The organism is Streptomyces sp. NPDC021096, assembly GCF_040641275.1.
In the GTDB taxonomy this organism is placed as follows: Bacteria; Actinomycetota; Actinomycetes; order Streptomycetales; family Streptomycetaceae; genus Streptomyces.
Genome location: NZ_JBFADG010000031.1, coordinates 41,727 through 66,032, shown reverse-complemented (window position 1 = coordinate 66,032; position 24,306 = coordinate 41,727). Strand labels below are relative to the sequence as shown.

At 74.5% G+C, this 24,306-nt stretch carries 23 protein-coding genes, 1 pseudogene and 1 riboswitch; of the genes and pseudogenes, 11 read left to right on the top strand and 13 right to left on the bottom strand.

The genetic code is table 11. From position 1 onward, the window contains the following. Positions 1-164 precede the first annotated feature (164 nt). Positions 165-773 (bottom strand): annotated as a pseudogene (locus AB0G59_RS26430) (lysoplasmalogenase); the annotation flags it as partial. After that, positions 770-1,663: a sterol desaturase family protein gene (locus AB0G59_RS26425; RefSeq protein ID WP_360916395.1), complete on the bottom strand. Its 894-nt coding sequence runs from the start codon at positions 1,661-1,663 to the stop codon at positions 770-772. The pseudogene AB0G59_RS26430 and the gene AB0G59_RS26425, both read right to left, overlap by 4 nt. Before the next feature lie 278 nt (positions 1,664-1,941). Here AB0G59_RS26425 and AB0G59_RS26420 point away from each other — a divergent pair, with 278 nt between their 5' ends. The 5 genes from AB0G59_RS26420 (at position 1,942) to AB0G59_RS26400 (ending at position 9,112) form a co-directional block, all read left to right on the top strand. After that, positions 1,942-4,542 (top strand): MXAN_6230/SCO0854 family RING domain-containing protein, encoded by a 2,601-nt coding sequence (locus AB0G59_RS26420; protein ID WP_360916392.1) that lies wholly within the window; start codon positions 1,942-1,944, stop codon positions 4,540-4,542. Between the two features lie 73 nt (positions 4,543-4,615). Then, on the top strand, positions 4,616-5,638 hold the full coding sequence (locus AB0G59_RS26415; protein ID WP_360916389.1) for a DEDDh family exonuclease: 1,023 nt from the start codon (positions 4,616-4,618) through the stop codon (positions 5,636-5,638). Positions 5,639-5,713: 75 nt separating this feature from the next. Beyond that, positions 5,714-6,529, top strand: coding sequence for an SURF1 family protein (locus AB0G59_RS26410; RefSeq protein WP_360916386.1), 816 nt, complete (start codon positions 5,714-5,716; stop codon positions 6,527-6,529). Positions 6,530-6,558: 29 nt separating this feature from the next. Further along, positions 6,559-8,352 (top strand): glycoside hydrolase family 15 protein, encoded by a 1,794-nt coding sequence (locus tag AB0G59_RS26405; protein WP_360916383.1) that lies wholly within the window; start codon positions 6,559-6,561, stop codon positions 8,350-8,352. A gap of 4 nt (positions 8,353-8,356) precedes the next feature. Next, positions 8,357-9,112 (top strand): SDR family oxidoreductase, encoded by a 756-nt coding sequence (locus AB0G59_RS26400; protein ID WP_360916380.1) that lies wholly within the window; start codon positions 8,357-8,359, stop codon positions 9,110-9,112. Positions 9,113-9,121: 9 nt separating this feature from the next. Here AB0G59_RS26400 and amaP read toward each other — a convergent pair whose 3' ends face one another. The 8 genes from amaP to AB0G59_RS26360 all read right to left on the bottom strand — a co-directional run bounded on the left by amaP (position 9,122) and on the right by AB0G59_RS26360 (position 14,585). Beyond that, positions 9,122-9,718, bottom strand: a complete 597-nt coding sequence (gene amaP / locus AB0G59_RS26395) for an alkaline shock response membrane anchor protein AmaP (RefSeq protein WP_360916377.1) — start codon at positions 9,716-9,718, stop codon at positions 9,122-9,124. Positions 9,719-9,725: 7 nt separating this feature from the next. Continuing rightward, on the bottom strand, positions 9,726-10,319 hold the full coding sequence (locus tag AB0G59_RS26390; RefSeq protein ID WP_360916374.1) for a DUF6286 domain-containing protein: 594 nt from the start codon (positions 10,317-10,319) through the stop codon (positions 9,726-9,728). Then, a complete protein-coding gene (locus AB0G59_RS26385; RefSeq protein ID WP_360916371.1) occupies positions 10,316-10,669 on the bottom strand; it encodes a hypothetical protein in 354 nt (117 codons plus the stop codon). The genes AB0G59_RS26390 and AB0G59_RS26385 overlap by 4 nt, the downstream gene beginning before the upstream one ends. A 3-nt stretch (positions 10,670-10,672) precedes the next feature. Beyond that, entirely contained in the window at positions 10,673-10,873 is a 201-nt protein-coding gene (locus AB0G59_RS26380) for a hypothetical protein (RefSeq protein WP_360916368.1), read from the bottom strand. Positions 10,874-10,883: 10 nt separating this feature from the next. Then, entirely contained in the window at positions 10,884-11,333 is a 450-nt protein-coding gene (locus AB0G59_RS26375) for an Asp23/Gls24 family envelope stress response protein (protein WP_071962431.1), read from the bottom strand. 130 nt (positions 11,334-11,463) lie between these two features. Continuing rightward, positions 11,464-12,255: an enoyl-CoA hydratase/isomerase family protein gene (locus AB0G59_RS26370; protein WP_360916364.1), complete on the bottom strand. Its 792-nt coding sequence runs from the start codon at positions 12,253-12,255 to the stop codon at positions 11,464-11,466. 131 nt (positions 12,256-12,386) lie between these two features. After that, positions 12,387-12,608, bottom strand: a complete 222-nt coding sequence (locus AB0G59_RS26365) for a helix-turn-helix domain-containing protein (RefSeq protein ID WP_006606369.1) — start codon at positions 12,606-12,608, stop codon at positions 12,387-12,389. Positions 12,609-12,986: 378 nt separating this feature from the next. Then, complete coding sequence (locus AB0G59_RS26360) at positions 12,987-14,585, bottom strand: ABC-F family ATP-binding cassette domain-containing protein (protein WP_360916361.1); 1,599 nt, start codon at positions 14,583-14,585, stop codon at positions 12,987-12,989. 254 nt (positions 14,586-14,839) lie between these two features. Here AB0G59_RS26360 and AB0G59_RS26355 point away from each other — a divergent pair, with 254 nt between their 5' ends. Next, positions 14,840-15,727, top strand: a complete 888-nt coding sequence (locus AB0G59_RS26355; protein ID WP_360916358.1) for a neutral zinc metallopeptidase — start codon at positions 14,840-14,842, stop codon at positions 15,725-15,727. Positions 15,728-15,769: 42 nt separating this feature from the next. Further along, positions 15,770-16,192, top strand: coding sequence for a VOC family protein (locus AB0G59_RS26350; protein WP_360916355.1), 423 nt, complete (start codon positions 15,770-15,772; stop codon positions 16,190-16,192). 28 nt (positions 16,193-16,220) lie between these two features. Here AB0G59_RS26350 and AB0G59_RS26345 read toward each other — a convergent pair whose 3' ends face one another. The 3 genes from AB0G59_RS26345 to AB0G59_RS26335 all read right to left on the bottom strand — a co-directional run bounded on the left by AB0G59_RS26345 (position 16,221) and on the right by AB0G59_RS26335 (position 19,589). Next, complete coding sequence (locus tag AB0G59_RS26345; protein WP_360916352.1) at positions 16,221-17,633, bottom strand: hypothetical protein; 1,413 nt, start codon at positions 17,631-17,633, stop codon at positions 16,221-16,223. Positions 17,634-17,744: 111 nt separating this feature from the next. Next, on the bottom strand, positions 17,745-18,869 hold the full coding sequence (locus AB0G59_RS26340; RefSeq protein ID WP_360916349.1) for an alpha/beta fold hydrolase: 1,125 nt from the start codon (positions 18,867-18,869) through the stop codon (positions 17,745-17,747). 45 nt (positions 18,870-18,914) lie between these two features. Beyond that, positions 18,915-19,589 carry a class II aldolase/adducin family protein gene (locus tag AB0G59_RS26335; protein ID WP_360916346.1) on the bottom strand — a complete coding sequence of 225 codons (675 nt, stop codon included), beginning with the start codon at positions 19,587-19,589 and terminating at the stop codon, positions 18,915-18,917. 112 nt (positions 19,590-19,701) lie between these two features. Here AB0G59_RS26335 and AB0G59_RS26330 point away from each other — a divergent pair, with 112 nt between their 5' ends. From AB0G59_RS26330 to AB0G59_RS26315, 4 genes are all read left to right on the top strand, one after another. Continuing rightward, positions 19,702-20,964, top strand: coding sequence for an inorganic phosphate transporter (locus AB0G59_RS26330; protein WP_360916343.1), 1,263 nt, complete (start codon positions 19,702-19,704; stop codon positions 20,962-20,964). A gap of 26 nt (positions 20,965-20,990) precedes the next feature. Continuing rightward, positions 20,991-21,221 carry a hypothetical protein gene (locus AB0G59_RS26325; protein WP_360916340.1) on the top strand — a complete coding sequence of 77 codons (231 nt, stop codon included), beginning with the start codon at positions 20,991-20,993 and terminating at the stop codon, positions 21,219-21,221. 177 nt (positions 21,222-21,398) lie between these two features. After that, positions 21,399-21,531, top strand: a riboswitch (cobalamin riboswitch). A gap of 142 nt (positions 21,532-21,673) precedes the next feature. Next, positions 21,674-22,666, top strand: coding sequence for a cobalamin biosynthesis protein (locus AB0G59_RS26320; protein WP_360916337.1), 993 nt, complete (start codon positions 21,674-21,676; stop codon positions 22,664-22,666). Further along, complete coding sequence (locus AB0G59_RS26315) at positions 22,663-24,207, top strand: cobyric acid synthase (RefSeq protein ID WP_360916334.1); 1,545 nt, start codon at positions 22,663-22,665, stop codon at positions 24,205-24,207. Before AB0G59_RS26320 ends, AB0G59_RS26315 begins: the two co-directional genes overlap by 4 nt. Positions 24,208-24,306 lie beyond the last annotated feature (99 nt).

Here is a 24,306-nt window from a genome sequence, read left to right as displayed (position 1 = left end):
TCAACCGCCACCACCAAAAAAAACACCTCCCCGGCCACCGCCAGGGCCCCCCCCGGGGGGGCGGCCCCCCCCCCCCCCCGCCCCGGGGGGGGGGGGGGGCGGGGCGCCCCCCCCCCCCCCCCCCCTCCTGCTTGCCCGCGTCGGCCGTCCCCGCCGGTGCACGCGAGCACCCCGCGGGCCAGCAGGCTCTGTGCGGCCAGATACGTGAGCATGATCCAGAACTGGGGCGCCGGGGCCTGCGGCCAGTCGGCGAGAGCGCCGGCGATGAGCGTGTCGGAGAGCAGGAACAGCGCCCCGCCCGCCGCGGCCCACGCGTGCGCCCGCGTCGCGCCCAGCGCCATCGCGGTCAGCAGCAGGCTGTAGAGCGTGACGGGCGCCCGCAGTCCCGGCTCCAGGCCGGGCCACAGCAGCGCGAGCGTGCCCAGCCAGGCGGCGGTGTACGCGGCCGCGAGCCGGCGGGTGCGGGCGCCGCGCGGGCCGCCGTGGCGGGCGAACAGCACGAGGTAGCACACGTGCCCGGCCGCGAACGACCCCATGCCCAGCAGGAAGAGGACGTCCCCGCCCACCTGCAGCAGGGTGTCGCCCCCGCAGCCGAACAGCAGCGCGACGACCAGCAGGCGCGGTCCGCCGCGCGCGAGGACGCACACCGCCAGCAGCGGCATCAGCGCCGGCTTGGTGAGGTGCGCGAGCGCCGGGGCGCCCGCGAGGAGGGCGGCGAGGTGCGTCACCGCGACCGCGGCGAACACGACGGGCGCCGCGCGGCCCCCTCTCACGCGACCCGCTCGGGGACGACGGCGGCGCCTGCGGCCGCCCCTCCCGGCCGCTCCCCGGCGCGCTCCGGTTGCCAGCCCGGCCCGCGGAAGATGCGCCCGGCCCGCTCCCGCCAGCCGCTCGCCGCCTTCAGGTCGCGGGCGATGGCCGCGTATTCGTGGGTGGCCACGCGCAGGGGGTTGTAGGTGTCGATGTTCTTCGTCAGGCCGTAGACGGGACGCTCCCCCTCCGGCACGAACGATCCGAACATCCGGTCCCAGACGATGAGGATGCCGCCGAAGTTGCGGTCCAGGTAGCCGCCCTGCGAGGCGTGGTGGACGCGGTGGTGGGAGGCGGTGTTCAGGACGTACTCGAAGGGCCGGGGCAGCCTGCCGACCCGCTCGGTGTGCACCCAGAACTGGTAGACGAGGTTGACCGCCGAGCAGAACGCCACCGCCGCCGGATGCACGCCGAGCGCGATCATCGGCAGGTAGAAGGGCCACACCGTCAGCGAGGTCCACGGCTGGCGCAGCGCGGTGGTGAGGTTGAACTTCCGGCTGGAGTGGTGCACCACGTGGCAGGCCCACAGGATCCGTACGACGTGGTGGCCCCGGTGCGACCAGTAGTAGAAGAAGTCCTGCGCGAGGAGCATCAGCGGCAGCGTCCACCACAGCACAGGCACGCGCAGCGGCGTCAGTTCGTACAGGGCGGTGTAGACCGCGACGATCGGGATCTTCCAGAGGGCGTCGAAGACCAGGCTGCCCAGCCCCATGCCGATGCTGGTGGCCGCGTCCTTGGCCGCATAGCCCTCGGCACGGTCGTCGGGGCGCAGCCGGTAGCTCACCAACTCCAGTGCGGTGAGCAGGATGAAGGCCGGTACGGACCACAACACGACATCGGGAAGGTGCGGCATGGCGGCACCATAAGGGCGTCGGCGGGGGTGCCGCTAGGGGTTGTTACCCTCGGGTACCGAAGTGCGTTACCCCGAGTTCGATGGCGGGGCCACCGATGCCCTCCGGACGGCGGCGAAAACCCGTTGGCCTCGGCGAACGGCCGCTGCCTACACTCGCGGTGCGGGGGCGGCTCCGCGGCGTGCTTCCTTCTCGTTCTCCCAATGAATCCCAGCGCGCCCACTCTCCGCCCCCGCTCGCTTTTCTCCAGGGGGAATTCGTCGTGCCCACACTGCACTCGGTGCTGCTTCGCCGTGCCCGGACCGTCTACGTCGACCACGAGCCGCCCGCGCCCGCCGCGGCCGGCGATCCACACGTCGTGGCCGGACTCACCGCCCTCGAGGCGGAGTTGCTCGACCGGGGGCACGCCCTGACCGAACCGCTGCGCACCGCGCTGGCGGGGGCCGGGGCCGAGGCCCTGGCCGACACCGGGCGCGGCCTGCTGCGCGCGATCGACGCGCAGCTGGGCGCGGACCGTACGCACATGCCGCTGTTCCGCGACTTCCCCCGCTCCGTGCCCCACGACACGTTCGCGCTGTATGTGGACCGCGTCTTCAGCCTGCTGCTGCAGCGGCCGGAGCAGAGTTGCGTGCTGTGCGGCACGGTCGGCGCCGTCCACCCCGTCTCGCCGTGCGCGCACCTGGTGTGCCGCTCCTGCTGGGACGGCGCGGACTACGCCGGGTGCCCGCTGTGCCATCGCCGCATCGACCGCGCGGACCCGTTCCTGCGGCCCGAGCGGCCGGCGGGGGCCGTGCGGCGCCCCGCCCCGCAGGGGCCGCTGCGGCTGCTGGTCCTCGGCAGCTCGCGCACGGCGGACGCCGCGGCCGAGCTGGCCGGCCTGCTCGCGCGGCCGACGCCGCTGTCGCCCCAGGACCGCGACGACGTCAAGGTGCTGGTGGCGCACGCCGCGCCCGGCGGGCTGGGCTGGCTGCCCGCGCAGCTGCCCGTGCGCGAGACCAAGGCGCTGGTGCTGGGCACCCTGCTGCGCGACGGCGGGCCGGCCACGGCCGAGGCGGTGCGCGCGCTGCTGCCCGGCCTGCTGACGACCGCCACGGACGTGCTGCGGCTGCTGTGCGTATGGTCCGGCGGCGAGGCCGACCTGGTGGCGCCGCCGCGCCTGCGCGGCGTTCCGCGTGCCCTGCGGCGCGAACTGCTGTCCGTACTGGACTCCTTGGCCGTCGCCTCGCTCGTCGAGGACCTGCGGCGGCACCCGCGCGCGTGGAAGCGCGCGGCGGAGGTCCTGCACCCCTACGAGCACCACGCCCGGCATCCGCGCGCCGCGCTGGCCTTCGCCACGCTGCGCGGTACGGATCCGGCCGGCGCGGGGGCGCTGGGCGAGGCCCTGCTGCGCACGGCGGCCGAGCACCCGCAGGCGGTGGCGGTGCGCGGCGGACGTCTGCTGGCCCGCACGTGGGCGGGCCGGGTGGAGGAGGCGCTGCGCGAGGGTGATCCGGAGGCGGCCGTGGCGCTGCTGCGGCAGCGGCCCGGCGAGCTGGTGCGGCGGCTGGACCAGCTGCTGCGGGCGTACGGGGGCGAGGAGCTCGCGCCCGCGCTGGACGAGGCGCTGCGCGCCGCCCTGCCCGGCGTGGGGCCCGGCCCCCTGGTGGGGGCGTGGGGTGCCCTGCGCGGCCGGCGTCTGCCGTCGCGGCGGCGGGTGTTCTTCCCCCGCGGCCGGGTCGCCCACGCGTACGCCGCCGACGACGTGCGGGCGCCGCTCGCACAGCCGGTCGTCGGGCGGGTGTGCGCCTTGCTGGAGGCCGAGCTGCTGCGGCGGCTGGGTGAGGCGTCGCGCTACGAGCTCGCCGTGCTCGACCCGGCCCTGGCCACGGTGGCGGTGCCGTTCGCGGAGCGGACGGCGGCCTCGTCGTTGGTCTGCGTGCCGCGCGGCAGCGAGCTGGCGCTGCCGCAGGGCCGGACGCTGCGGCTGTTCCTGCACTGGACGGAGCCCGAGGACACGGAGGCGGACCTCGATCTGTCGGTGGTGTTCTTCGACGACGACTGGAACGTCGTCGGCGTCTGCGACTTCACCGACCTGCGGCACGGCGACGCCGCCGTGCACTCCGGCGACCTCACCTCCGCGCCCGCTCCCCACGGGGCGACCGAGTACGTCGACCTCGACCTCGCCGCGCTGAGGGCCGGCGGTGCGCGCTTCGCCGTGCCGGTGGTCTTCAGCTTCGACAACGTCCCCTTCGACGAGCTGCCGGACGCCTTCGCGGGCTTCATGGCCCTGCCCGCCTCCGGGGAGCGCGACGCCGCGTTCCAGCCGGGCGGCGTCCGGCAGCGATTCGACCTCACCGGGCACTCGCGCATCTGCGTGCCGATGCTCGTCGACCTCGCCGACGGGCGTGCGCTGTGGACCGATGTCCACCTTCCGGGTGAGATCGGCTTCCACAGCGCGGGGCGGCACGGCGACGGTCTGGGCTCGCTCGGCCGCGACCTGTGGGCGTACTTCTCGGGCGGTGCCCGCGCCACCGTGTGGGACCTCGTCTGCTGGCACGCCGCGGCGCGGGTCGACGAGACGGCGGTCGTCCGCCGCGCCCCGGATCGGGGAGCGGCCGGCGAACTGTGGCGCTACCGGCGCCGCGAGGGCGAGGACGTGCCCTCCTTCGCGACGCGGCTGCGTGCGCTGGGGACGCCCGAGAGCCGCGAGCCGGCCGACGACGCGGGCGACCTCGCGGCCCGCGCGGCGGACGGCCGGCACGTTCTGCTCGCGCTGGTCGAGGGGGACGTGTGCCCGCGGAAGGCGACCGGCACCCTCTACCGGCTCTTCCCCGGTGACGTGGACGCGTGGCGGGAGGCGGAGCGGGTGACGGCCGGCGGACTGCTGACGGAGCTGGCTTGATCGCGGCCCTCCGGCCGCCGTGGGGCCCGGCCGGATCCCGCGTTGTCAGCGGTGGCCCGTAAGCTCTTGGACCATGCTCGATGACCACACCGCCGCCGCCTCGTCCAGCCCGTGGCCGACCGCGTATCCCGAGGGATACGCGGTCGTCGACGTGGAGACCACCGGGCTCGCCCGGGACGACCGGATAGTGTCGGCGGCGGTCTATCAGCTGGACGCGCGGGGCCGGGTGGAGGACCAGTGGTACACGCTGGTCAATCCGCAGCGCGATCCGGGGCCGGTGTGGATCCACGGGCTCACCTCCGAAGTCCTCGCCGACGCGCCGCTGTTCCCGGAGATCGCCGACGAGTTCGCGAAGCGGCTCGACGGGCGGGTCCTGGTCGCGCACAACGCCGCCTTCGACTGGTCGATGATCTCCCGCGAGTACGCCCGCGCCCGGGCCACCGCCCCCGTCCGGCAGCGGCTGTGCACCATCGCGCTGTCGAAGGAGCTGCGGCTGCCGCTGCCCAACCACAAGCTGGAGTCGCTGGCCGCGCACTACGGCGTCGTGCAGCAGCGCGCCCACCACGCACTGGACGACGCCCGGGTGCTCGCCGAGGCGTTCCGGCCGAGTCTGCACCTGGCGGCGGAGGCCGGGCTGCGGCTGCCGCTGCTGGCGTGCCAGCCGCTGACCGAGTGGTCCGACGGCCCGGCCGCGTCGTCGGGCTCCTCGGGCTCGACGGCCGCCCGCTCGGCACGGGTGGGGTACCAGCCGTCCTACCGGCCCACGACCTGGCGGCCGAGCCGGAAGCGCCCGGCCTGCCCGTACCCCAACCCGGGCCGGTACGAACCGGGCGAACAGCTCATCCAGGGCATGCGGGTGGCGTTCTCCGGCGACACCTCCATCGACCGCGAGCTGCTGGAGGACCGGGCCGTCGACGCCGGGCTGCACGTGGCCACCAGCGTCTCCCGCCTCACCAGCCTGCTGGTCACCAACGACCCGGACTCCCCCACCTCCAAGACCACCAAGGCCCGCTCCTTCGGCACGCCGGTGATCGACGAGGCCGCCTTCATACAGCTGCTGTCGCATGTGACCCCCGCCGGGACAAAGGGCGCATGAGGGGAAGAATCCACTCATAGCCATCGCGTGGCACCCGCTGGCCGGGGGGCGAACCCCACCAGGTACCGTCAAAGCGTGTACCGCTTCCTGTTGTCCCGGCAGTGGGTGATCACCACACTCGTGGGACTCGCCCTCATCCCGGTGATGATCAAACTGGGCTTCTGGCAGCTGCATCGCCACGAGCACCGGGTCGCGCGGAACGACCAGATCTCCCGGAGCCTGTCCGCCCCCGCCGTCCCCGTGACCGAGCTCACCACGCCCGGCCGCACGGTGCCGCACGACAACATATGGCGCACCGTCACCGCGAGCGGCACCTACGACCGCCAGGGCGAGGTCGTCGTCCGGATGCGCACCGACGGCGACGGCAACCAGGGGTACTTCGTCCTCACCCCGCTGGTGATGGGCGACGGCCGGGCCGTCCTGGTCAACCGCGGCTGGGTGCCGGCCGACGGCGACCTGACCCGCTACCCCGACGTGCCCGCCGCACCCTCCGGCAAGGTCACCGTCACCGGCCGGCTGAAGGCGGACGAGACCACCGGCAGCGGCATCAAGAACACCGCGGGCCTGCCGCCCCGCCAGGTGATGCTCATCAACAGCGAGCAGCGCGCGGCCGATCTGCACCGCCCGCTGCTCGGCGGCTTCATCGAACTCACCGCGCCCGTGCGCAAGGACCAGCCCCGGCCCGTCGGCGCCCCGGACCACAGCAGCATCGGCCCGCACATGGCCTACGCCGTGCAGTGGTGGCTCTTCGCCGCCTTCGTGCCCGTCGGCTGGGTCATCCTGGTGCGCCGTGAGCGCCGCGACCGCGCGGAAGCGGCGGCCACCGGCGCATCGGACGGCGCCGGCGCGAGCGGCGAAGACATCGCCCGGACAGCTGCCGCACCGGAGTAGCTCCCACCCGATCAGGGAAGACGCCTCGCGTGGGAGCACTCATCGAGGACTACGCGCTCATCGGCGATCTCCAGACCGCCGCCCTGGTCGGCCGGGACGGCTCGGTCGACTGGCTCTGCCTGCCCCGCTTCGACTCGCCCGCCTGCTTCGCCTCGCTCCTCGGGGACAAGGACAACGGCCACTGGCGGCTCGCCCCCGCCGGGGCCCGCGAGTGCACCAGGCGCGCCTACCTCGAGGACTCCCTCGTCCTCGAGTCCGTCTGGGAGACCGACGCCGGCACCGTCAAGGTCACCGACTTCATGCCGCAGCGCGACCGCGCCCCCGACCTCGTCCGCATCGTCGAGGGCGTCAGCGGCAGCGTCGACATGCTGAGCGTGCTGCGGCTGCGCTTCGACTACGGCCACGTCGTGCCGTGGATACGCCGCACCGACGGGCACCGCGTCGCCGTCGCCGGACCCGACTCGGTCTGGCTGCGCAGCGAGCCGCCCGTGCCCACGTACGGGCGGGACTTCAGCACCCGCTCGGAGTTCACCGTCGCGGCCGGGGAGCAGGTCGCCTTCGTCCTCACCTGGCACCCCTCGCACGAACCCCGCCCCGAGCTCCTCGACCCGCACGAGTCGCTGCGGCTCAGCCTGGAGGACTGGCGCGAGTGGGCCGGCCGCTGCTGCTACCGGGGGCCGCACCGGGACGCCGTGGTCCGCTCCCTGATCACCCTCAAGGCGCTCACCTACGCCCCCACCGGCGGCATCGTCGCCGCCCCCACCACCTCGCTGCCCGAGGAGATCGGGGGCGTGCGCAACTGGGACTACCGCTACTGCTGGCTGCGCGACTCCACCCTGACCCTGGGCGCCCTGCTCTCCCTCGGCTACGAGGACGAGGCCGCCGCCTGGCGCGACTGGCTGCTGCGCGCGGTCGCCGGCGACCCCGCCGACCTGCAGATCATGTACGGGGTCGCGGGCGAGCGGCGGCTGCCGGAGACAGACGTGCCGTGGCTGGCGGGGTACGAGCGGTCCTTCCCCGTCCGCATCGGCAACTCCGCGGCGACCCAGTTCCAGCTCGACATCTACGGCGAGGTCATCGACTCCCTCCACGTGGCCCGCTCGGACGGCCTGGGCGTCAAGCCGCATGCCTGGAACATCCAGCGCTGCTTCCTGGAGTTCCTGCAGGCCCACTGGCGCGAGCCCGACGAGGGCCTGTGGGAGATCCGCGGCCCGCGCCGCCACTTCGTGCACTCCAAGGTGATGACCTGGGTCGCCGCCGACCGGGCCGTGCGCGCCCTGGAGGCCGACCCCGAACTGGACGGCGACCTCGACGGCTGGCGGGCGATGCGCGACGCGGTCCACCGCGAGGTCTGCGAGCGGGGCTACGACGCCGCGCGCGGCACCTTCACCCAGTTCTACGGCTCGCGCGAACTCGACGCGGCCACCCTCCTCATCCCCCGCGTCGGCTTCCTGCCCCCGGACGACCCCCGCGTGGTCGGCACGGTCGACGCGGTCCGCCGGGACCTGGCCCACGACGGGCTCCTGCGCCGCTACAGCTGCGAGTTCTCGCCCGGCGGGCCCGTGGACGGGGTGCCCGGCGACGAGGGGGCCTTCCTCGTCTGCTCGTTCTGGCTGGCCGACGCGCTGCACATGACCGGCCGCACGAAGGAGGCCCGCGAGCTGTTCGAGCACCTGCTCACCCTGCGCAACGACGTGGGCCTGCTCTCCGAGGAGTACGACGCCCGGACCGGCCGGCAGCTCGGCAACTTCCCCCAGGCGTTCAGCCACATCGGGCTGGTGGGAACGGCTCTTCTGCTCGCCGGGCAGGGCACGGCAGACTGACTCCATGGATCTTGGACTGAAGGACCGGGTGTACGTCCTGACCGGCGCGAGCCGGGGGCTGGGCTTCGCCACCGCCCGCGAACTGGCGGCCGACGGGGCCCGTGTGGTCGTCTCCGGCCGCGACGAGAAGACCGCGCAGGAGGCGGCGCGGGAGCTCGGCCCGGGCGCCGTCGGAGTCGGCGCCGACAACGCGGACCCCACCACGGCCGCACGGCTCATCGGCCTCGCGCGCGAGCGTTTCGGGCGCTTCGACGGCATCCTCGTCAGCGTCGGCGGCCCGCCGCCGGGCTCGGCCGCCGACAACGACGACGCCCAGTGGCAGGCGGCGTTCGAGTCGGTCTTCCTGGGTGCGGTCCGGCTGGCGCGGACTGCGGCGCAGGAGCTGTCCGAGGGCGGTGTGATCGGCTTCGTGCTGTCGGCGTCGGTCCACGAGCCGATCCCCGGGCTGACGATCTCCAACGGGCTGCGGCCGGGTCTCGCGGGCTTCGCCAAGTCCCTGTCCGTGGAGCTGGGGCCGCGCGGGATCCGGGTCGTGGGGCTCGCGCCCGGCCGGATCGAGACCGACCGGATGCGGGAACTCGACGCGCTCTCGGGCGACGCCGAGGTGACGCGGGCCCGCCGCTCGGCGTCGATCCCGCTGGGGCGCTACGGCGCCCCGCAGGAGTTCGGCAAGGCGGCGGCGTTCCTGCTGTCGCCGGCGGCGTCGTATCTGACGGGCGTGATGCTGCCCGTGGACGGCGGCGCCCGGCACGGCTTCTGACCGCCGCCCTCACCCGACGCGTTCGGCGCCGTGGCGCACCGCGCGCAGCCGGACCTCCGCCGGCAGCCGGTCGAGGCCGGCCGAGGTCCGGCCCTGCCGCAGGACCTCGGCGCAGAGCCGGCCCAGGGCCGCGGCGGGGGCGCCCCGGGGGGCCAGGGTCAGCCGGACGTGCGCCTCGGGCGCCGTGCGCCGGCCGCGGAGCGCGACCAGGGCGTGGTCCACTCCGTCCAGGGCGCCCGCCTCGGCTGCCAGCACGGACTCCAGCGCCCGGCCCCGCACCACGGCCACCTCGCCGTCGCCGCAGTCGACGACCAGCTCGCGCAGCCGGCGCCGGCGCACCTGGGCGAGCAGCCACCACAGGGCACCCAGCACGAGGAGGGCCAGGGCGGCGATGACCGCCGCCCACCACCAGGTGCTCCCGCGCAGGCCGCGGCGGTCGGCGTCGGCGAGCAGGACGTCGTCCGGCCCGTCGAAGGGCCAGGCCGACGGCAGTGTGAGGTGCCAGCGCCGCTGCAGGTCCAGGGCGCCGACGAGCACGGCGGCCCCCAGTGCCAGGAGCACCGCTCCGGCCAGCCCCGTCAGGATCCGGTTGACGGTCCTCAGCACCGCGCGCTCACCTCTTCGCCGGCCGGCGGACATGCACGGACAGAGAGGGCTCCCGGGCCAGCCCCAACTCCCGCAGCCCCTCGGCCAGTACGGAGTCGACGTCCGTACGGACCTCGTCCAGGTCCCGGAAGTGGGACTGCGCCCGGGCCTTGACGGCACGGCGGCCGACGTCGACCCGTACGGACTGCACGCCGCTCACCTCCATGGCGCGGTCGCGCAGGACGAGGGCCGCGGCGCGCCGGTCGAGGCCGGCCCGTACGTCCGGGGCGCCGCGCCGCATCGGCAGGACCCCGCGCAGGCCGGGGGTGACGGCCAGGACGATCAGCCACAGGCCCAGCAGGACGGCGACCACGGCGCCGGCGGTCAGCCAGAAGTCGCCGAGGGGGCGGGTGGCCAGTTCGTGGGCGAGGCGGCGGCGCCAGCGCAGGGCGGGGCGGCCGGCCCGGACGGCGGCGATGTCGTAGAGCAGGGCCCCGGCGGCGGCCAGCACGACGGCGGCGACGAGCGCGGCGGGCAGGCGGCGCGTGGACCAGAAGCGGTGGGCGCGGGGGTGCGCGCCCTGCCCGGGGTCGTCCTTCTCCAGGGAGACGGGCTCGCTCATCGGACCCGCTCCCCGTCCCCGCGGTCCGAGTGCGGCGAGTGCAGCCGCTCCACCGTGATCACCACCTCCGGGACCTCCATGCCCGCCAGGCCGCGGACGCGCTCGACGACGCGGCCGCGCACCGCGCGGCAGCGGGCGCCGACGTCGGCGGGGTAGTCCAGCTCGAGGGCGACCCGCACCCGGGCCGAGCCCTCATGGACGACCACGGAGGCGTGCGGGGGCTCGTGGTGTGCCGCGGCCGTGCCGCTCAGTGCCTCGCGGGCCGCCCGCGAAGCGATCTTCGCGACGACACGGTCGGCGATACGGGTCGCGCCGCGCTCGGCGGGCTCGACCTCCCGTCCTCCCCCCACGCCCTACCTCCTGGGTCCGTCGTGGTCACGGGGGCGCAGGAACCGTTGGAACTCGCCCGGTTCCAGGTCGCCGTCGAGGAACCGGCCCGCCACGAACCCGACGGCGCCCAGCGCCGCCACCAGCAGAAAGGCCCCGAAGCCACCGAAGTAGCCGGCGAATCCGAGCCCCATGCCGGCCATCAGGCCGGCCACCGCCATGCTCATCGCGCGCTCCTCACTGGATCCTGGGCTCGGGCTCTTCCTCTTCCTCGTCCGGGAGCTTGACGTCGGTCACGGCGATGTTGACCTCGACCACCTGCAGGCCCGTCATGCGCTCGACCGCCGCGATGACGTTCTCCCGTACCGCGCGGGCCACGTCCGCGATGGCGACGCCGTAGTCGACGACGATCTCGAGGTCGAGGGCGGTCTGGACCTCGCCGACCTCCGCCTTCACACCGCGGGTGGCGGACTTGCCGCCGCCGGGCACCCGGTCGCGCACGGCGCCGAAGGTGCGGGAGAAGCCGCTGCCCATCGCGTGGACGCCCAGCACGTCGCGGGCCGCCAGGCCGGCGATCTTCTCGACGACGCCGTCGGCGATGGTGGTGCGGCCCCGGTCGGCGGCGGCGACCGGCGAGTGTTTGCCCTGGGCACCGGTCTGGCTGGTCTGGCTCGTGGTATCGCTCATCGTCGATCGCCTCTCTTCCAGTCCTTTTGCCACCTTAGGCGGGGTTACCCCGAGCCGCGCGGCCGATGCGGGGGAAGTCCGGGTGAAGCCCGCCGTTCGGGTGGGGCGGGCCTCACCGGGGAGGCGCGGGCTAGTCGCCCAGGCCGGCCAGGTCCCGCAGCCGGCGGGCCTGGGCGGCGCGCTCGGCGACGCGCTGGTCGTCGTAGGTACGGTCGGCGGCGCCCCGCAGCAGCGCCTTCGTCTCGATGACCGCGTCCCGCGGCGCGGCCAGCAGGGCAGCCGTCAAATCGTCCGTGGCGGCGGCCAGTTCAGCGAGCGGGACGACCACGTTGGCCAGGCCCATGCGCTCGGCCTCGGCCGCGTGGACGAAGCGGCCGGTCGCGCAGATCTCCAGGGCGCGGGCGTAACCCACCAGCGACACCAGGGGGTGGGTGCCGGCGAGGTCGGGCACCAGGCCCAGGCTGGTCTCGCGCATCGCGAACTGCGCGTCGTCCGCGCACACGCGCAGGTCGCAGGCCAGGGCCAGCTGGAAGCCCGCGCCGATGGCATGGCCCTGCACGGCGGCTATGGAGACGATGTCGGTCCGCCGCCACCAGGTGAACGCCTGCTGGTACGTGGCGATTTCGGCGTCCAGCGCCTCGTCGCTGCCGCGTGCGAGGTCGATGAAGGAGGGCTCGCCGTCGAAGCCCTCGGGCGTGAACGCCTGGCGGTCGAGGCCCGCGGAAAAGGACTTGCCCTCTCCCCTCAGCACCACGACGCGCACGGCGCCCGGCAGCAGCCGTCCCGCTTCGGCCAGGGCCCGCCACAGCGCAGGCGACTGGGCGTTGCGCTTGGCGGGGTTGGTGAGGGTGACGGTGGCAACCGCGTCATCGACGGTGAGCTGTACGCCGTCCTGGTCGAGCAGGGTCTTGCGGGCAGTCATGGGGGCCTCCGGAATCGGCCGCAGTCGCGTTGGTTGACTGCACAGTAACCACCCGGAGGGCCGGTCGGCCGACCGGGTGGTGACTGTCCTGACTGCTGTGCTCTGACTGCTGTGCTCTCAGGTGCGCGGCGTCAGGCCGAGGCGGCCTTCTTGCCGCGCGTGGCTCCGCCGCGGCCCCGCAGGACCACGCCGGATTCGCTCAGCATCCGGTGGACGAAGCCGTAGGAGCGGCCGGTCTCTTCGGCCAGCGCCCTGATGCTCGCACCGGAGTCGTACTTCTTCTTCAGGTCTGCCGCGAGCTTTTCGCGCGCGGCGCCGGTTACCCGGCTGCCCTTCTTCAGAGTCTCGGCCACCCGTGCCTCCTCATGGGAGATGCGCCTCTTGACTCTCATGATCACCCCTTGGCGGCCTCATGGCCACCCATTCGGCAAGGTCCATGAGAAGTCGAGGGGAACGGACGTCCGGAAAATCCGGCCGCAGCAGCGCCCGGAGCAGGCGATTCCGAGTGATCGGGCTCGTACGGCCGTACGGGTGGCGGGACGAAGAAGCAGGTCAGGCGGGGGCCTCTCCCGCACGGCGCGAACGGCGCCCCGCACCTCACGCAGCGCATGCGCCGGAGCACCCGGCGCCATCGGGGTACGAGCCGTACTCACTCAGATGATGGATCACCTGTCGGCCGAATGATCGGGACGACACTGATCAAGAGACCGCGCCCGGCGCCGGGCGGCGGATCAGGCGAGAGTCACCAGGTCCGCGTAGTCCGGGCCCCACAGGTCCTCGATGCCGTCCGGCAGCAGGATGATCCGCTCGGGCTCCAGGGCCTCGACGGCGCCCTCGTCGTGCGTCACCAGGACCACCGCGCCCTTGTAGGTGCGCAGCGCGCCGAGGATCTCCTCGCGGCTGGCGGGGTCGAGGTTGTTGGTGGGCTCGTCCAGCAGGAGGACGTTGGCCGAGGAGACGACGAGGGTGGCCAGCGCGAGCCGGGTCTTCTCGCCGCCGGAGAGCACGCCAGCGGGCTTGTCGACGTCGTCGCCGGAGAACAGGAAGGAGCCCAGCGTCTTGCGCACCTCGACGAGGTCGAGGTCGGGCGCGGCGGAGCGCATGTTCTCCAGGACCGTGCGGTCCGGGTCGAGCGTCTCGTGCTCCTGGGCGTAGTAGCCGAGCTTGAGGCCGTGACCGGGCGTGACCTGCCCGGTGTCGGACTTCTCGGTGCCGGCGAGCAGGCGCAGCAGGGTGGTCTTGCCGGCGCCGTTGAGGCCGAGGATGACGACGCGGGAGCCCTTGTCGATGGCCAGGTCGACGTCGGTGAAGATCTCCAGCGAGCCGTAGGACTTCGACAGGCCCTCGGCCATCAGCGGCGTCTTGCCGCAGGGGGCCGGGTCGGGGAAGCGCAGCTTGGCGACCTTGTCGGAGACGCGGGCCGCCTCCAGGCCGGAGAGCAGCTTGTCGGCGCGGCGGGCCATGTTCTGCGCGGCGACGGTCTTGGTGGCCTTGGCGCGCATCTTGTCGGCCTGGGCGTTGAGGGCCGCGGCCTTCTTCTCGGCGTTCTGGCGCTCGCGCTTGCGGCGCTTCTCGTCGGCCTCGCGCTGCTGCTGGTAGAGCTTCCAGCCCATGTTGTAGACGTCGATGGCCGAGCGGTTGGCGTCGAGGTAGAAGACCTTGTTGACGACCGTCTCGACGAGGTCGACGTCGTGGGAGATGACGATGAAGCCGCCGCGGTAGGTCTTGAGGTAGTCCCTCAGCCAGGCGATGGAGTCGGCGTCGAGGTGGTTGGTGGGCTCGTCGAGGAGGAGCGTGTCGGCGTCGGAGAAGAGGATCCGGGCCAGCTCCACGCGGCGGCGCTGACCACCGGAGAGGGTGTGCAGCGGCTGGGTGAGGATGCGGTCGGGCAGGCCCAGGCTGGCGGCGATGGTCGCGGCCTCCGCCTCGGCGGCGTAACCGCCCTTGGTCAGGAACTCCGTCTCCAGGCGCTCGTACTTCTTCATCGCCTTCTCGCGGGTGGCGCCCTTGCCGTTGGCCATCCGGTCCTCGTTCTCGCGCATCTTGCGCAGGACGGAGTCCAGGCCGCGGGCGGAGAGGATGCGGTCGCGGGCGAGCACGTCGAGGTCGCCGGTGCGGGGGTCCTGCGGGAGGTAGCCGACCTCGCCGGAGCGGGCGATGGTGCCCGCCGCGGGGATGCCCTCGCCGGCGAGGCACTTGGTGAGGGTGGTCTTGCCCGCGCCGTTGCGGCCGACCAGGCCGACGCGGTCGCCCTTGGCGATGCGGAAGGAAGCGGACTCGATGAGGACGCGTGCGCCGGCGCGCAGCTCGATGCCGGAGGCGGTGATCACGGGGGTTCTACTCCTGAGCAGGGTGGACGGCGGTGGGACGGGCTGGGGTCGCTATGACGCCGTCTAATGCACGAGGAGGAATGCCATAGGCCCCAGTCTAACGGGGGCGCGCAAGCCGATTTCCGGGGTCGCCCGCCGGGCGCCCCCCGCCCCCGCGCTTCGAAAAGGGCGGAGAAGGGGTGATTCGCGGATACTCGGGGTGGAAAAACCTGGCGGGAGAGCGGAGCGCGGGACGGCCGGAGAGGCGGTGCGCAGTGCAGTTCGACGACGACGCGGATCTCGACACCTCCCAGGTCCAGGACCGGCGGGGCGGGATCCCCGGCGGCGGACTCACGATCGGCGGCGGGGTCGCGGGGCTGATCGCCCTGGTGCTGGGGCTGTTCTTCGGCATCGGCCCGGGTGAGCTGGGTCTCACCTCACAGGAACCGGCGACGCGGGGCACCGCGAGCACGGACGCACAGGTCTCCGGCAGCTGCCGCACGGGCCGGGACGCCAATACCCGCGAGGACTGCCGGATCGTGGCGGTCGTCAACAGCGCCCAGTCGTTCTGGAGCCAGGAGTTCGCCCGCCGCTCGGGCACGTACACGCCCGCCTCCACGGTCTTCTTCACCGGCCAGGTCCGCACGGCCTGCGGGGCCGCCTCCTCGGAGGTCGGCCCCTTCTACTGCCCGGGCGACCGCAAGGTCTATCTGGACCTGGGCTTCTTCGACGACCTGCGGTCGAAGTTCGGCGCGAGCGGCGGCCCCTTCGCCCAGGCCTACGTGGTGGCCCACGAGTACGGGCACCACGTCCAGAACCTGACGGGCACCCTCGGCCGCGCCCAGGACCGGCGCACGGGCGCCGACAGCAACTCCGTCAAGGTCGAGCTGCAGGCCGACTGCTACGCCGGCGTCTGGGCCCGGCACGCGACCACGACACCCGAGAAGTCCACCGGCCGGCCGCTGGTCAAGCAGCTGACGCGGGCCGACATCGACGACGGCCTGTCCGCGGCCGCGGCGGTCGGCGACGACCGCATCCAGGAGAAGTTCCAGGGCCGGGTCACTCCGGAGAGCTGGACGCACGGCTCGGCGGCCCAGCGCCGCCAGTGGTTCTCCACCGGTTACTCCACCGGCGACATGGGGCGCTGCGACACCTTCCGCTGATTCCGATCGATTTCCGCTGGCACCGAAGCGAGGAGCGAACGCATGGCAGGCACGAGCACGACCGCACCGTCCATCTGTCCGGCGCTGCTGTACCAGGACGCGAAGGCGGCGATCCGGCAGCTGACCGAGGCCTTCGGCTTCACCCGGACCGCGCTGTACGAGAGCGAGGACGGCACGGTCCTGCACGCGGAGCTGGTCTACGGCAACGGCCTGGTGATGATCGGCTCCAGGGGCCGGGGCGGGGTGTTCGACGAGGCCATGAAGGACTCGGGGGCCAGCGGCATCTACGTCGTGGTGGAGGACACGGACGCCCACCACCGGCGGGCCGTGGAGCACGGCGCGGAGATCCTGATGCCGCCGACGGACCAGGAGTACGGGTCGCGCGACTACATGGCGCGCGACGTCGGCGGGAACCTGTGGAGCTTCGGCACGTACGCCCCGAAGGGGCCGGAGCTCACGGCCTGAGGCCCGGGGGGCGCCCCGGGCCCCGCGTCTACGCCCCGCCCCGGTGGACCTGGAAGGCCGCCCGGCGGACCGCCTTGGCCAGGGCCGGGTCGGGGTGCGCCGCGGCCAGGGCGACGAGGACCTGGACCGTGCGGGGGTGGCCCACGGCCCGGACCTCCTCCAGCAGGCCCGGCACGGTGCCCTGCACGGCCGACTCGAGGTGGCGCACCAGCAGCCTGCTCTCGCCGTGGTCGGCGACGGCCGCGGCCGTGTCCACCCACAGCCAGGTCGCCTCCTCCCGGGTGAGGACCTCCGCGGCCTCCTCGGGGTCGTGTCCCTCGTGCTCGGCGAGCCACAGCAGCGCGTACGGGCGCAGGACCGGCTCGCCGGCCACCGCCCGCACCGCCGGTTCGGCGGGGGCGCCCACCGCGCGCAGCGCCTCGAAGGCGAGGCCGCGCACCATCGCGTCGTCGCCGCGGGCGGTGTCGAGGAGCTCCTCGACGGCGCTGCGCACGGGCCGGGCGGCGAGCCAGGCGCGGTACTCGGCGCGGGCGGGGCCGGGGGTGAGGTCGGCGCAGCCGCGGAGCATGGCCTCGGCGGACAGCTCGATGTTGCCGGCGGGGCTCTGGGCGGCGACGCAGATCTGTTCGAGCTTGACCCACACCGCCCAGTTGCCGAGCGGTGTCAGGACGGCCTCGGCGCGGGGGCCGGTACCGCCGCGCATGATCAGGGCGCCGACGGAGGCGAGCGCCTCCAGGGCCCAGTCGAGCAGCTCGGGCAGCGGGTCGCCGGCGGGGGCGGCCGGGGCGGGGGCGGGCACGGGCGGCGGGCCGTAGGGGACCTCGCAGCGCTCGGCCCGGATCTCGGCGACGCGCTGCTGCAGCAGGTCCAGGAGCATCGCCACGGAGACGGGGCCGGCCGACAGGTGCATGACCGACAGCAGCTGGGGGGCCGCCTCGACGACCTCGGCGGCGATGGTGGAGTCGGTGCCGGCGGGTTCGGGGTGGGCGAGGGACCAGGCGTCGAAGAGCGCGACCCAGCCGCGCAGCACGGCGCTGTCGTCGCGGTCCCAGGCCTGCAGGCGCCAGCCGGGGCGGGCGGTGCCGCCGTGCAGTTCGAGGAGGCCGGCGAGGCGGGCCCGGTCCCAGTCGGTGCGTACCTGGCCGGCGGTCAGTCCCAGCTCGGCGGCGGCCCGCTCGAGCGTCTCCTCGTCCATCCCCCCGGCCGTGCCCGGCCGCAGTGTGGCGCCGCGGCCGCATTCGGCGGCCGCCCAGCGGGCCAGGCGGACCGCGCCGGTCAGCCCGCCTCTCGCCTGCCGGGCGAGTTCCGGACGGGCCGGGGTGCCCGCGGGCGGGCGGGGAGCCGGCCGGGAGCCCCGGTTCGCCACGGCCCGGCGGGCGGCGGCGATCGGCTGTCGGGGAACGAGTCTGAGCCGGGAGTCGCGCGGAGTACGGGACGTCACAGGAGCAGTCTTGCCGTTCACGCTCCGAAAACCCAATCGGAACCAACTATCCGGCCGCTGACGACCGGTGGTGGGCCGTCGGGAAGGAGCCGGCCGCGGGCTGCGGGCGCCCTACATGAGGGGGACCAGGAAGCGTCGCAGGGCCTCTTCGTAGCCCTGCGGATCGACGTTCCAGGACCCGGCGTGACCGGCTCCGCGCACGGCCCGCAAAGTGATCAGTTCCGGTCGCCCTGCGGCGAGTTCACGGGAGAGCGCCAGGGGCGCGAGGGTGTCGTCGCGGCCGTGCACGAGGAGCGTCGGCATGGGCAGGGCGGCGGGGTCGGCCGCCGCGAGGAGGGCGTGGGGTGCGAGACCGGTGCGGCCCTCGGTCGCCCGGACCGCAAGCGGAATGAGGGCTGCCGGGACGCGGCGGCCGGCGAGGGCGCGCAGCGCGGCCGGCCAGTCGAGGACCGGGGAGTCCAGGACGAGGCCGCTGACGCGGCTGCTCAGCGCGGAGTTCTGGGCGGCCAGCAGGGCCATGGTGGCGCCGGTGGACCAGCCGTGCAGGACCACCCGGCGGGCGCCGTAGCGCAGCGCGTAGCGGATGGCGGCGTCGAGATCCCGCCATTCACCGGCGCCGAAGTGGCCGATTCCATGGGGTGGCCGGGGTGCGCCGGGATCGCCGCGGTACGCGATGTCGAGCACGGGCAGCCGCTGGCCGTGCAGGAACGGCATGACGTTCATGGGGTGCTCGCGGGTGGTGCCCAGGCCGTGCACGGTGATCACCCAGGTGTCGCGGCTGCCGGGCACGAACCACGCGGGCAGCGGTCCGAGCTCGCCGGGGACGTCCACCTCGGCGTGGGCCAGGCCGAGGGCGTCGCGGGGGTTGCCGGCGTGCACCTGCGGGGTGAGCCAGACGCGCTCGCCGGGGCGCAGAGCGCCCCGGGTGACGCGGTCCAGGCGGCGGATCACCCGGTCGTGCGGGTGCGAGACGTCCGCGATGACGGGCCCGACCACGGCGTGCACGCCCCGCCCCGCGAGCCCGTAGACGCCTGGGAGCAGGGAGGCGGGGGTACGGCCGAGGGTGACGGTGGCGCCGGTGACGTCGTGGAGGGCGAGCCGGGGCTCGCCGGGCGGCGGACGGCCGGGGTCCGCCTTCAGGGCAGCGTCACCGGCGTACCGCCCGGCCGCCACCGCGGCCGCTCCGGCACCGATCAGCGTGGTGGCGGCCGCGGCCGCCACTGTGCGCAGCACCATCGCCTTCCAGTGTGGCCGCGCCCGGCGGGCGCGGCCAGTGGGGGCTCAGCCGCGCTGTCCGTAGCCCCGCAGCTTGGCGGCCGCCTCGTCCAGGAGCCCGGGGCCGAGCAGCGAGGGGGTGTGGCCGGGGACGGCGGCGGCGGTGAGCCAGACCCGGCACATCCACTCCAGCTGTGCGGTGCGGTCGTAGGCCTGGTCGAGGGTGGCGCCGTAGGTGAGGGTGCCGTGGTTCTGCAGGAGGCAGCCGGTGCGGCCGTCGAGGGCCCGGAGCATGTGGGCGGCCAGTTCCTCGGTGCCGTAGAGGGCGTAGGGGGCGACGCGGACCGGCCCGCCGAGGGCGGCGGCCATGTAGTGGATCAGCGGCACCTCGGTGACGAGCGTGGAGACGGCCGTGGCGTGCACGGCGTGGGTGTGCACGATCGCGGCGGCGTCGGTGGAGCGGTAGACGGCCAGGTGCATCGGCAGCTCGCTGGTGGGCGCGAGGTCGCCCAGGACCTGGCGGCCGTCGAGGTCCACGCCGACCGCGTCGCCCGGGCCCAGCCGGTCGTAGGGGACGCCGGTGGGAGTGACAAGGACCACGTCGCCGGCGCGCGCGGAGACGTTGCCGGACGTGCCCACCACGAGCCCGTCGGCGGTGGTGCGGCGGGCGGTGGCCACGACCTGGGCCCAGATGCGCGGTATGTCGTCCCGCGCGGCCCCCGCCTGTTCGAACTCCCTCATCGGTCTTCGCCTCCGGTTCGCGTCATCGACCTGCCCGTCCCAGTTCACCTTCCGTTCACCCAGGGTCCCTACGGTCGCCGCGTACTGACCATCGAGCTGATTGCCTGGGTGAATGGAAAACATCACGCTTCTCATCGGGATCGTGATCGTCACGGCCTTGGTGTTCGACTTTACGAACGGCTTCCACGACACGGCCAACGCCATGGCCACCACCATCTCCACCGGGGCCCTCAAGCCCAAGGTCGCGGTGGCCATGTCGGCCGTGCTCAATCTCGTCGGCGCGTTCCTGTCCGTGGAGGTCGCGGCGACGATCTCCAAGGGCATCGTCGACGAATCAGGCATCCGGCCGGAGATCATCTTCGCCGGACTGGTCGGCGCGATCGTCTGGAACCTGCTCACCTGGCTCGCGGGCCTGCCCTCCAGCTCCTCGCACGCGCTGTTCGGCGGCCTGATCGGCGCGACCATCGCCTCGGTGGGCACCGACGCCGTCCACGGTGACGCCGTCGTCATGAAGGTCCTCATCCCCGCCGTCGTCGCCCCGGTCGTGGCCGGCCTGGCGACCGTGCTGGCGACCCGGATGACCTACCGCCTGGCGCGCAACACCGACCCCGAGGCCAGCGCCAAGGGCTACCGCGCCGGCCAGATCGCCTCGGCCGCCCTGGTCTCCCTCGCCCACGGCACCAACGACGCGCAGAAGACCATGGGCGTCATCACCCTCGCGCTGATCTCCGGCGGCGCCCTCGGCGCGGACGCCGACCCGCCGATGTGGGTCATCGCCTCCGCCGGCATCGCCATCGCGCTCGGCACCTACCTCGGCGGCTGGCGCATCATCCGCACCCTCGGCAAGGGCCTGGCCGACATCCAGCCGCCGCAGGGCTTCGCCGCCCAGACCGGCGCCGCCGTCACCATCCTGGCCTCCTCCCACATCGGCTTCGCGCTCTCCACCACCCAGGTCTGCTCCGGCGCCGTCATGGGCGCGGGGCTCGGCCGCAAGGGCGGCGTGGTGCGCTGGTCCACCGCCGGCCGCATGGTCGCCGCCTGGGGCCTGACCCTCCCGGCCGCCGGCCTCGTCGGCGCCGGCGCCGCGCTCCTGGCCGACCAGGGAGACTGGGGCGTCGCCGCGGTCGCCGTCCTGGCCCTGGCCGCCTGCGGCGCCATCTGGGTGGCCTCGCGCCGCAAGCCGGTCACGCACGACAACGTCAACGACCTCAACGAGCCGCAGGGCGTCTCCGTCCCGGCCGAGCCCGTCGGCGTGGTCACCGCGGCCCTCCAGGCCGTCGCCCCGCCGCCGGCCGGCCCGGTCGCCGGCCCCACCGCCGCCCCGGCAGCCGCCCCGGCCGCCGCTCCCGCCCCCGCCCCCGCGACGGCCGGCTGACCGCCGGGCAACGGAGGAGAACCACCATGAACATCGACTGGGCAGCACTCGGCCAGGTCTTCGGCGTCAGCCTCGTGGCCACCCTCGGCCTCGTGGCCGTCTTCACCCTCGGCATCGTGGGCACGTCCCGCAAGGCCGCACCCGCCGCCACCGCCCCGGCGGCCGGCCCGAGCGCGATGGCGCGCACCGGCGCGTACGCCTGCTTCGCGCTGTGCGCGGCCGCCGTGGGATACGGCATCTACCTGATCGTCGCCTGACGCGACCGCAGCACATCCCGCGCACCAAGCGCCGGTCCGGCACCCGCCGGACCGGCGCTTCGTCGTTGCCCGCGTCGCCCGCCGCCCCACCCGTGACCGGCAGCCTCACCGCAGGTCAGGGTGAGTTGACTGCCCTTCCCGGGCCGTGGTGGACTTCCGGAGCCAAACGGCGACAGCAGAGGAAGCCGGTGCGAATCCGGCGCGGTCCCGCCACTGTCACCGGGGAGTGTCCCCCCGATTCCAGGGCCACGGTCCGCGGTCCGCGGACTGGAAGGCCGGGGGCGACGCCGATCCGGGAGCCAGGAGACTCTGGTCGCCGGTCACGTCGAGCCAGGGCGCGGACCCTGAGTGAGGACACATCGCCATGCCCGGCTGCCGTCGCCCCCTGCCCTTCGCGCCCCCTGTGCCCCCGGTGCGCCGCACCCGCCACGGTGTGACGGCGGCCTGATCCGATGCGCCCGACGCGCAGTGATCAGATAGCCGGGAACACGACCGGGAAGCATCTCGCCTTCGTCTGCGGCGCCGCGCTCGGATTCGCCTGCGACCTCGTGGTGGGCGACCCGCGCCGCGGCCACCCCGTCGCCGCGTTCGGCCGCGCCGCGCAGGCCGTCGAGGAGCGACTGTGGCGCGACCACCGCGGCTACGGCACCCTGCACGCGCTGCTGTGCGCGGGCGGCACGGCGGCCGCCGCCGGGCTGCTGGCCCGTACCGCGCGCCGCTCCCCCTCCGCCGGCGTCGCGCTGACCGCCGCCGCGACCTGGGCCGTGCTCGGCGGTACGACCCTGGGCCGCGAGGCACGGGCGGTCGGCGGAGCCCTGGAGGCCGGCGACCTCGAGGTCGCCCGGGAACGGCTGCCGCACCTGTGCGGCCGCGACCCGCAGGCGCTGGACGGGCAGCAGATCGCCCGGGCCGTCGTCGAATCCGTCGCCGAGAACACCTCCGACGCCGTCGTGGGCGCCCTCGTCTGGGGAGCCCTCGCCGGGGTGCCCGGCCTGGTGGGCTTCCGCGCGGTCAACACCCTCGACGCCATGGTCGGCCACAAGTCGCCGCGCCACCGGCGGTTCGGCTGGGCCTCCGCCCGCCTCGACGACATCGTCGGCTGGCCCGGCGCCCGCCTCACCGCCGCCCTCGCCGTCCTCGCCGGCCCCGACCCGCGCGGCGCCTGGCGCGTGGCCCGGCGCGACGCCGCCCGCCACCCCAGCCCCAACGCCGGCCCGGTCGAGGCCGCCTTCGCCGGCGCCCTCGGGGTCCGCCTGGGCGGCACCCTCGCCTACGCCGGCCGCGTCGAACACCGCCCCGTCCTGGGCGCGGAGAACCGGCCCGTGGCCGTGGCGGACATCGAACGCGCGGTGCGGCTCTCGCGCCGGGTCTCCCTGCTGGCCCTGGGCACCGCCGTGGTGGGCAGGCTCTCCCTCGCACACCTCGCCAGAAGGAGGAATCGGTGACAGCTGCCGACAGGAGCGGGCCCGCGCGCCCGCCGGGCGGGGGCCTGCTGGTGGCCGGGACCACCTCGGACGCGGGCAAGAGCGTGGTGACGGCCGGCATCTGCCGCTGGCTGGTCCGCAAGGGCGTCAAGGTCGCGCCGTTCAAGGCGCAGAACATGTCGCTCAACTCCTTCGTCACGCGCGAGGGAGCGGAGATAGGGCGCGCCCAGGCCATGCAGGCCGCGGCCGCCCGCGTCGAGCCGAGCGCGCTGATGAACCCCGTGCTGCTCAAGCCCGGCGGTGACCGCAGCAGCCAGGTCGTGCTCATGGGCAAGCCGGTGGGCGAGCTCAGCGCCCGCGGCTACCACGCGGGCCGGCAGGAGCAGTTGTTCGGCACGGTGACCGAGTGCCTCGAGGAACTGCGGCGTACGCACGACGCGGTGATCTGCGAGGGCGCCGGCAGCCCGGCGGAGATCAACCTGCGCCGCAGCGACATCGTCAACATGGGCATCGCCCGCGCGGGCCGGCTGCCGGTGGTGGTGGTCGGCGACATCGACCGCGGCGGGGTCTTCGCGTCCTTCTTCGGCACCACCGCGCTGCTCTCGCCCGAGGACCAGGAGCTGATAGCGGGCTACATCGTCAACAAGTTCCGGGGCGACGTCTCCCTGCTGGAGCCGGGCCTGGACATGCTGCACGCCCTGACGGGCCGGCGGACGTTCGGCGTACTGCCGTTCGCCCACGGCCTCGGCATCGACGAGGAGGACGGCCTGCGCGTCTCGCTGCGCGGCGCCGTCCGCGAATCGGTGGTGGCCCCGCCGCACGGCGCCGACGTGCTGCGCGTGGCGGTGTGCGCGGTACCGCTGATGTCCAACTTCACGGACGTGGACGCCCTCGCGGCCGAACCGGGCGTGGTCGTCCGCTTCGTCGACCGCCCCGAGGAGCTCGCGGACGCCGACCTGGTCGTGGTGCCGGGCACGCGCGGAACGGTCCGGGCCCTGGCGTGGCTGCGCGAACGGGGCCTGGCGGAGGCCCTGGCCCGCCGGGCCGCCGAGGGCCGCCCGGTGCTCGGCATCTGCGGCGGCTTCCAGGTGCTGGGCGAGCGGATCGACGACGAGGTGGAGTCACGGGCCGGTTCGGTCGAGGGCCTGGGCCTGCTGCCGGTGCGGGTGCGGTTCGCGGTCGAGAAGACCCTGGCCCGGCCGGTGGGCGAGGCCCTGGGCGAGCGGGTGGAGGGCTACGAGATCCACCACGGCGTCGCCGAAGTCCTGGGCGGCGACGAGCCGTTCCTGGACGGCTGCCGGGTCGGTGCCGTCTGGGGCACGCACTGGCACGGATCGCTGGAGAGCGACGGCTTCCGGCGCGCGTTCCTGCGGCGGGTGGCGAAGGCGGCCGGGCGGGCGTTCGTCCCGGCGCCGGACACGTCGTTCGCGGGGCTGCGGGAGGAACAGCTGGACCGGCTGGGGGACCTGATCGAGGAGCACGCGGACACGGATGCGTTGCTGCGGCTCATCGAGGACGGGGTGCCCGGCGGTCTGCGGTTCATACCGCCGGGGGCACCGTGAGCAGGGGAATCCCCGCACGAGCGGGGAGCACAGTAGGGCTTCCACGAGGTGATCGCCGAAGAGCGGACCAACCCCGCCGGTGCGGGGAGCAGAAGGCAA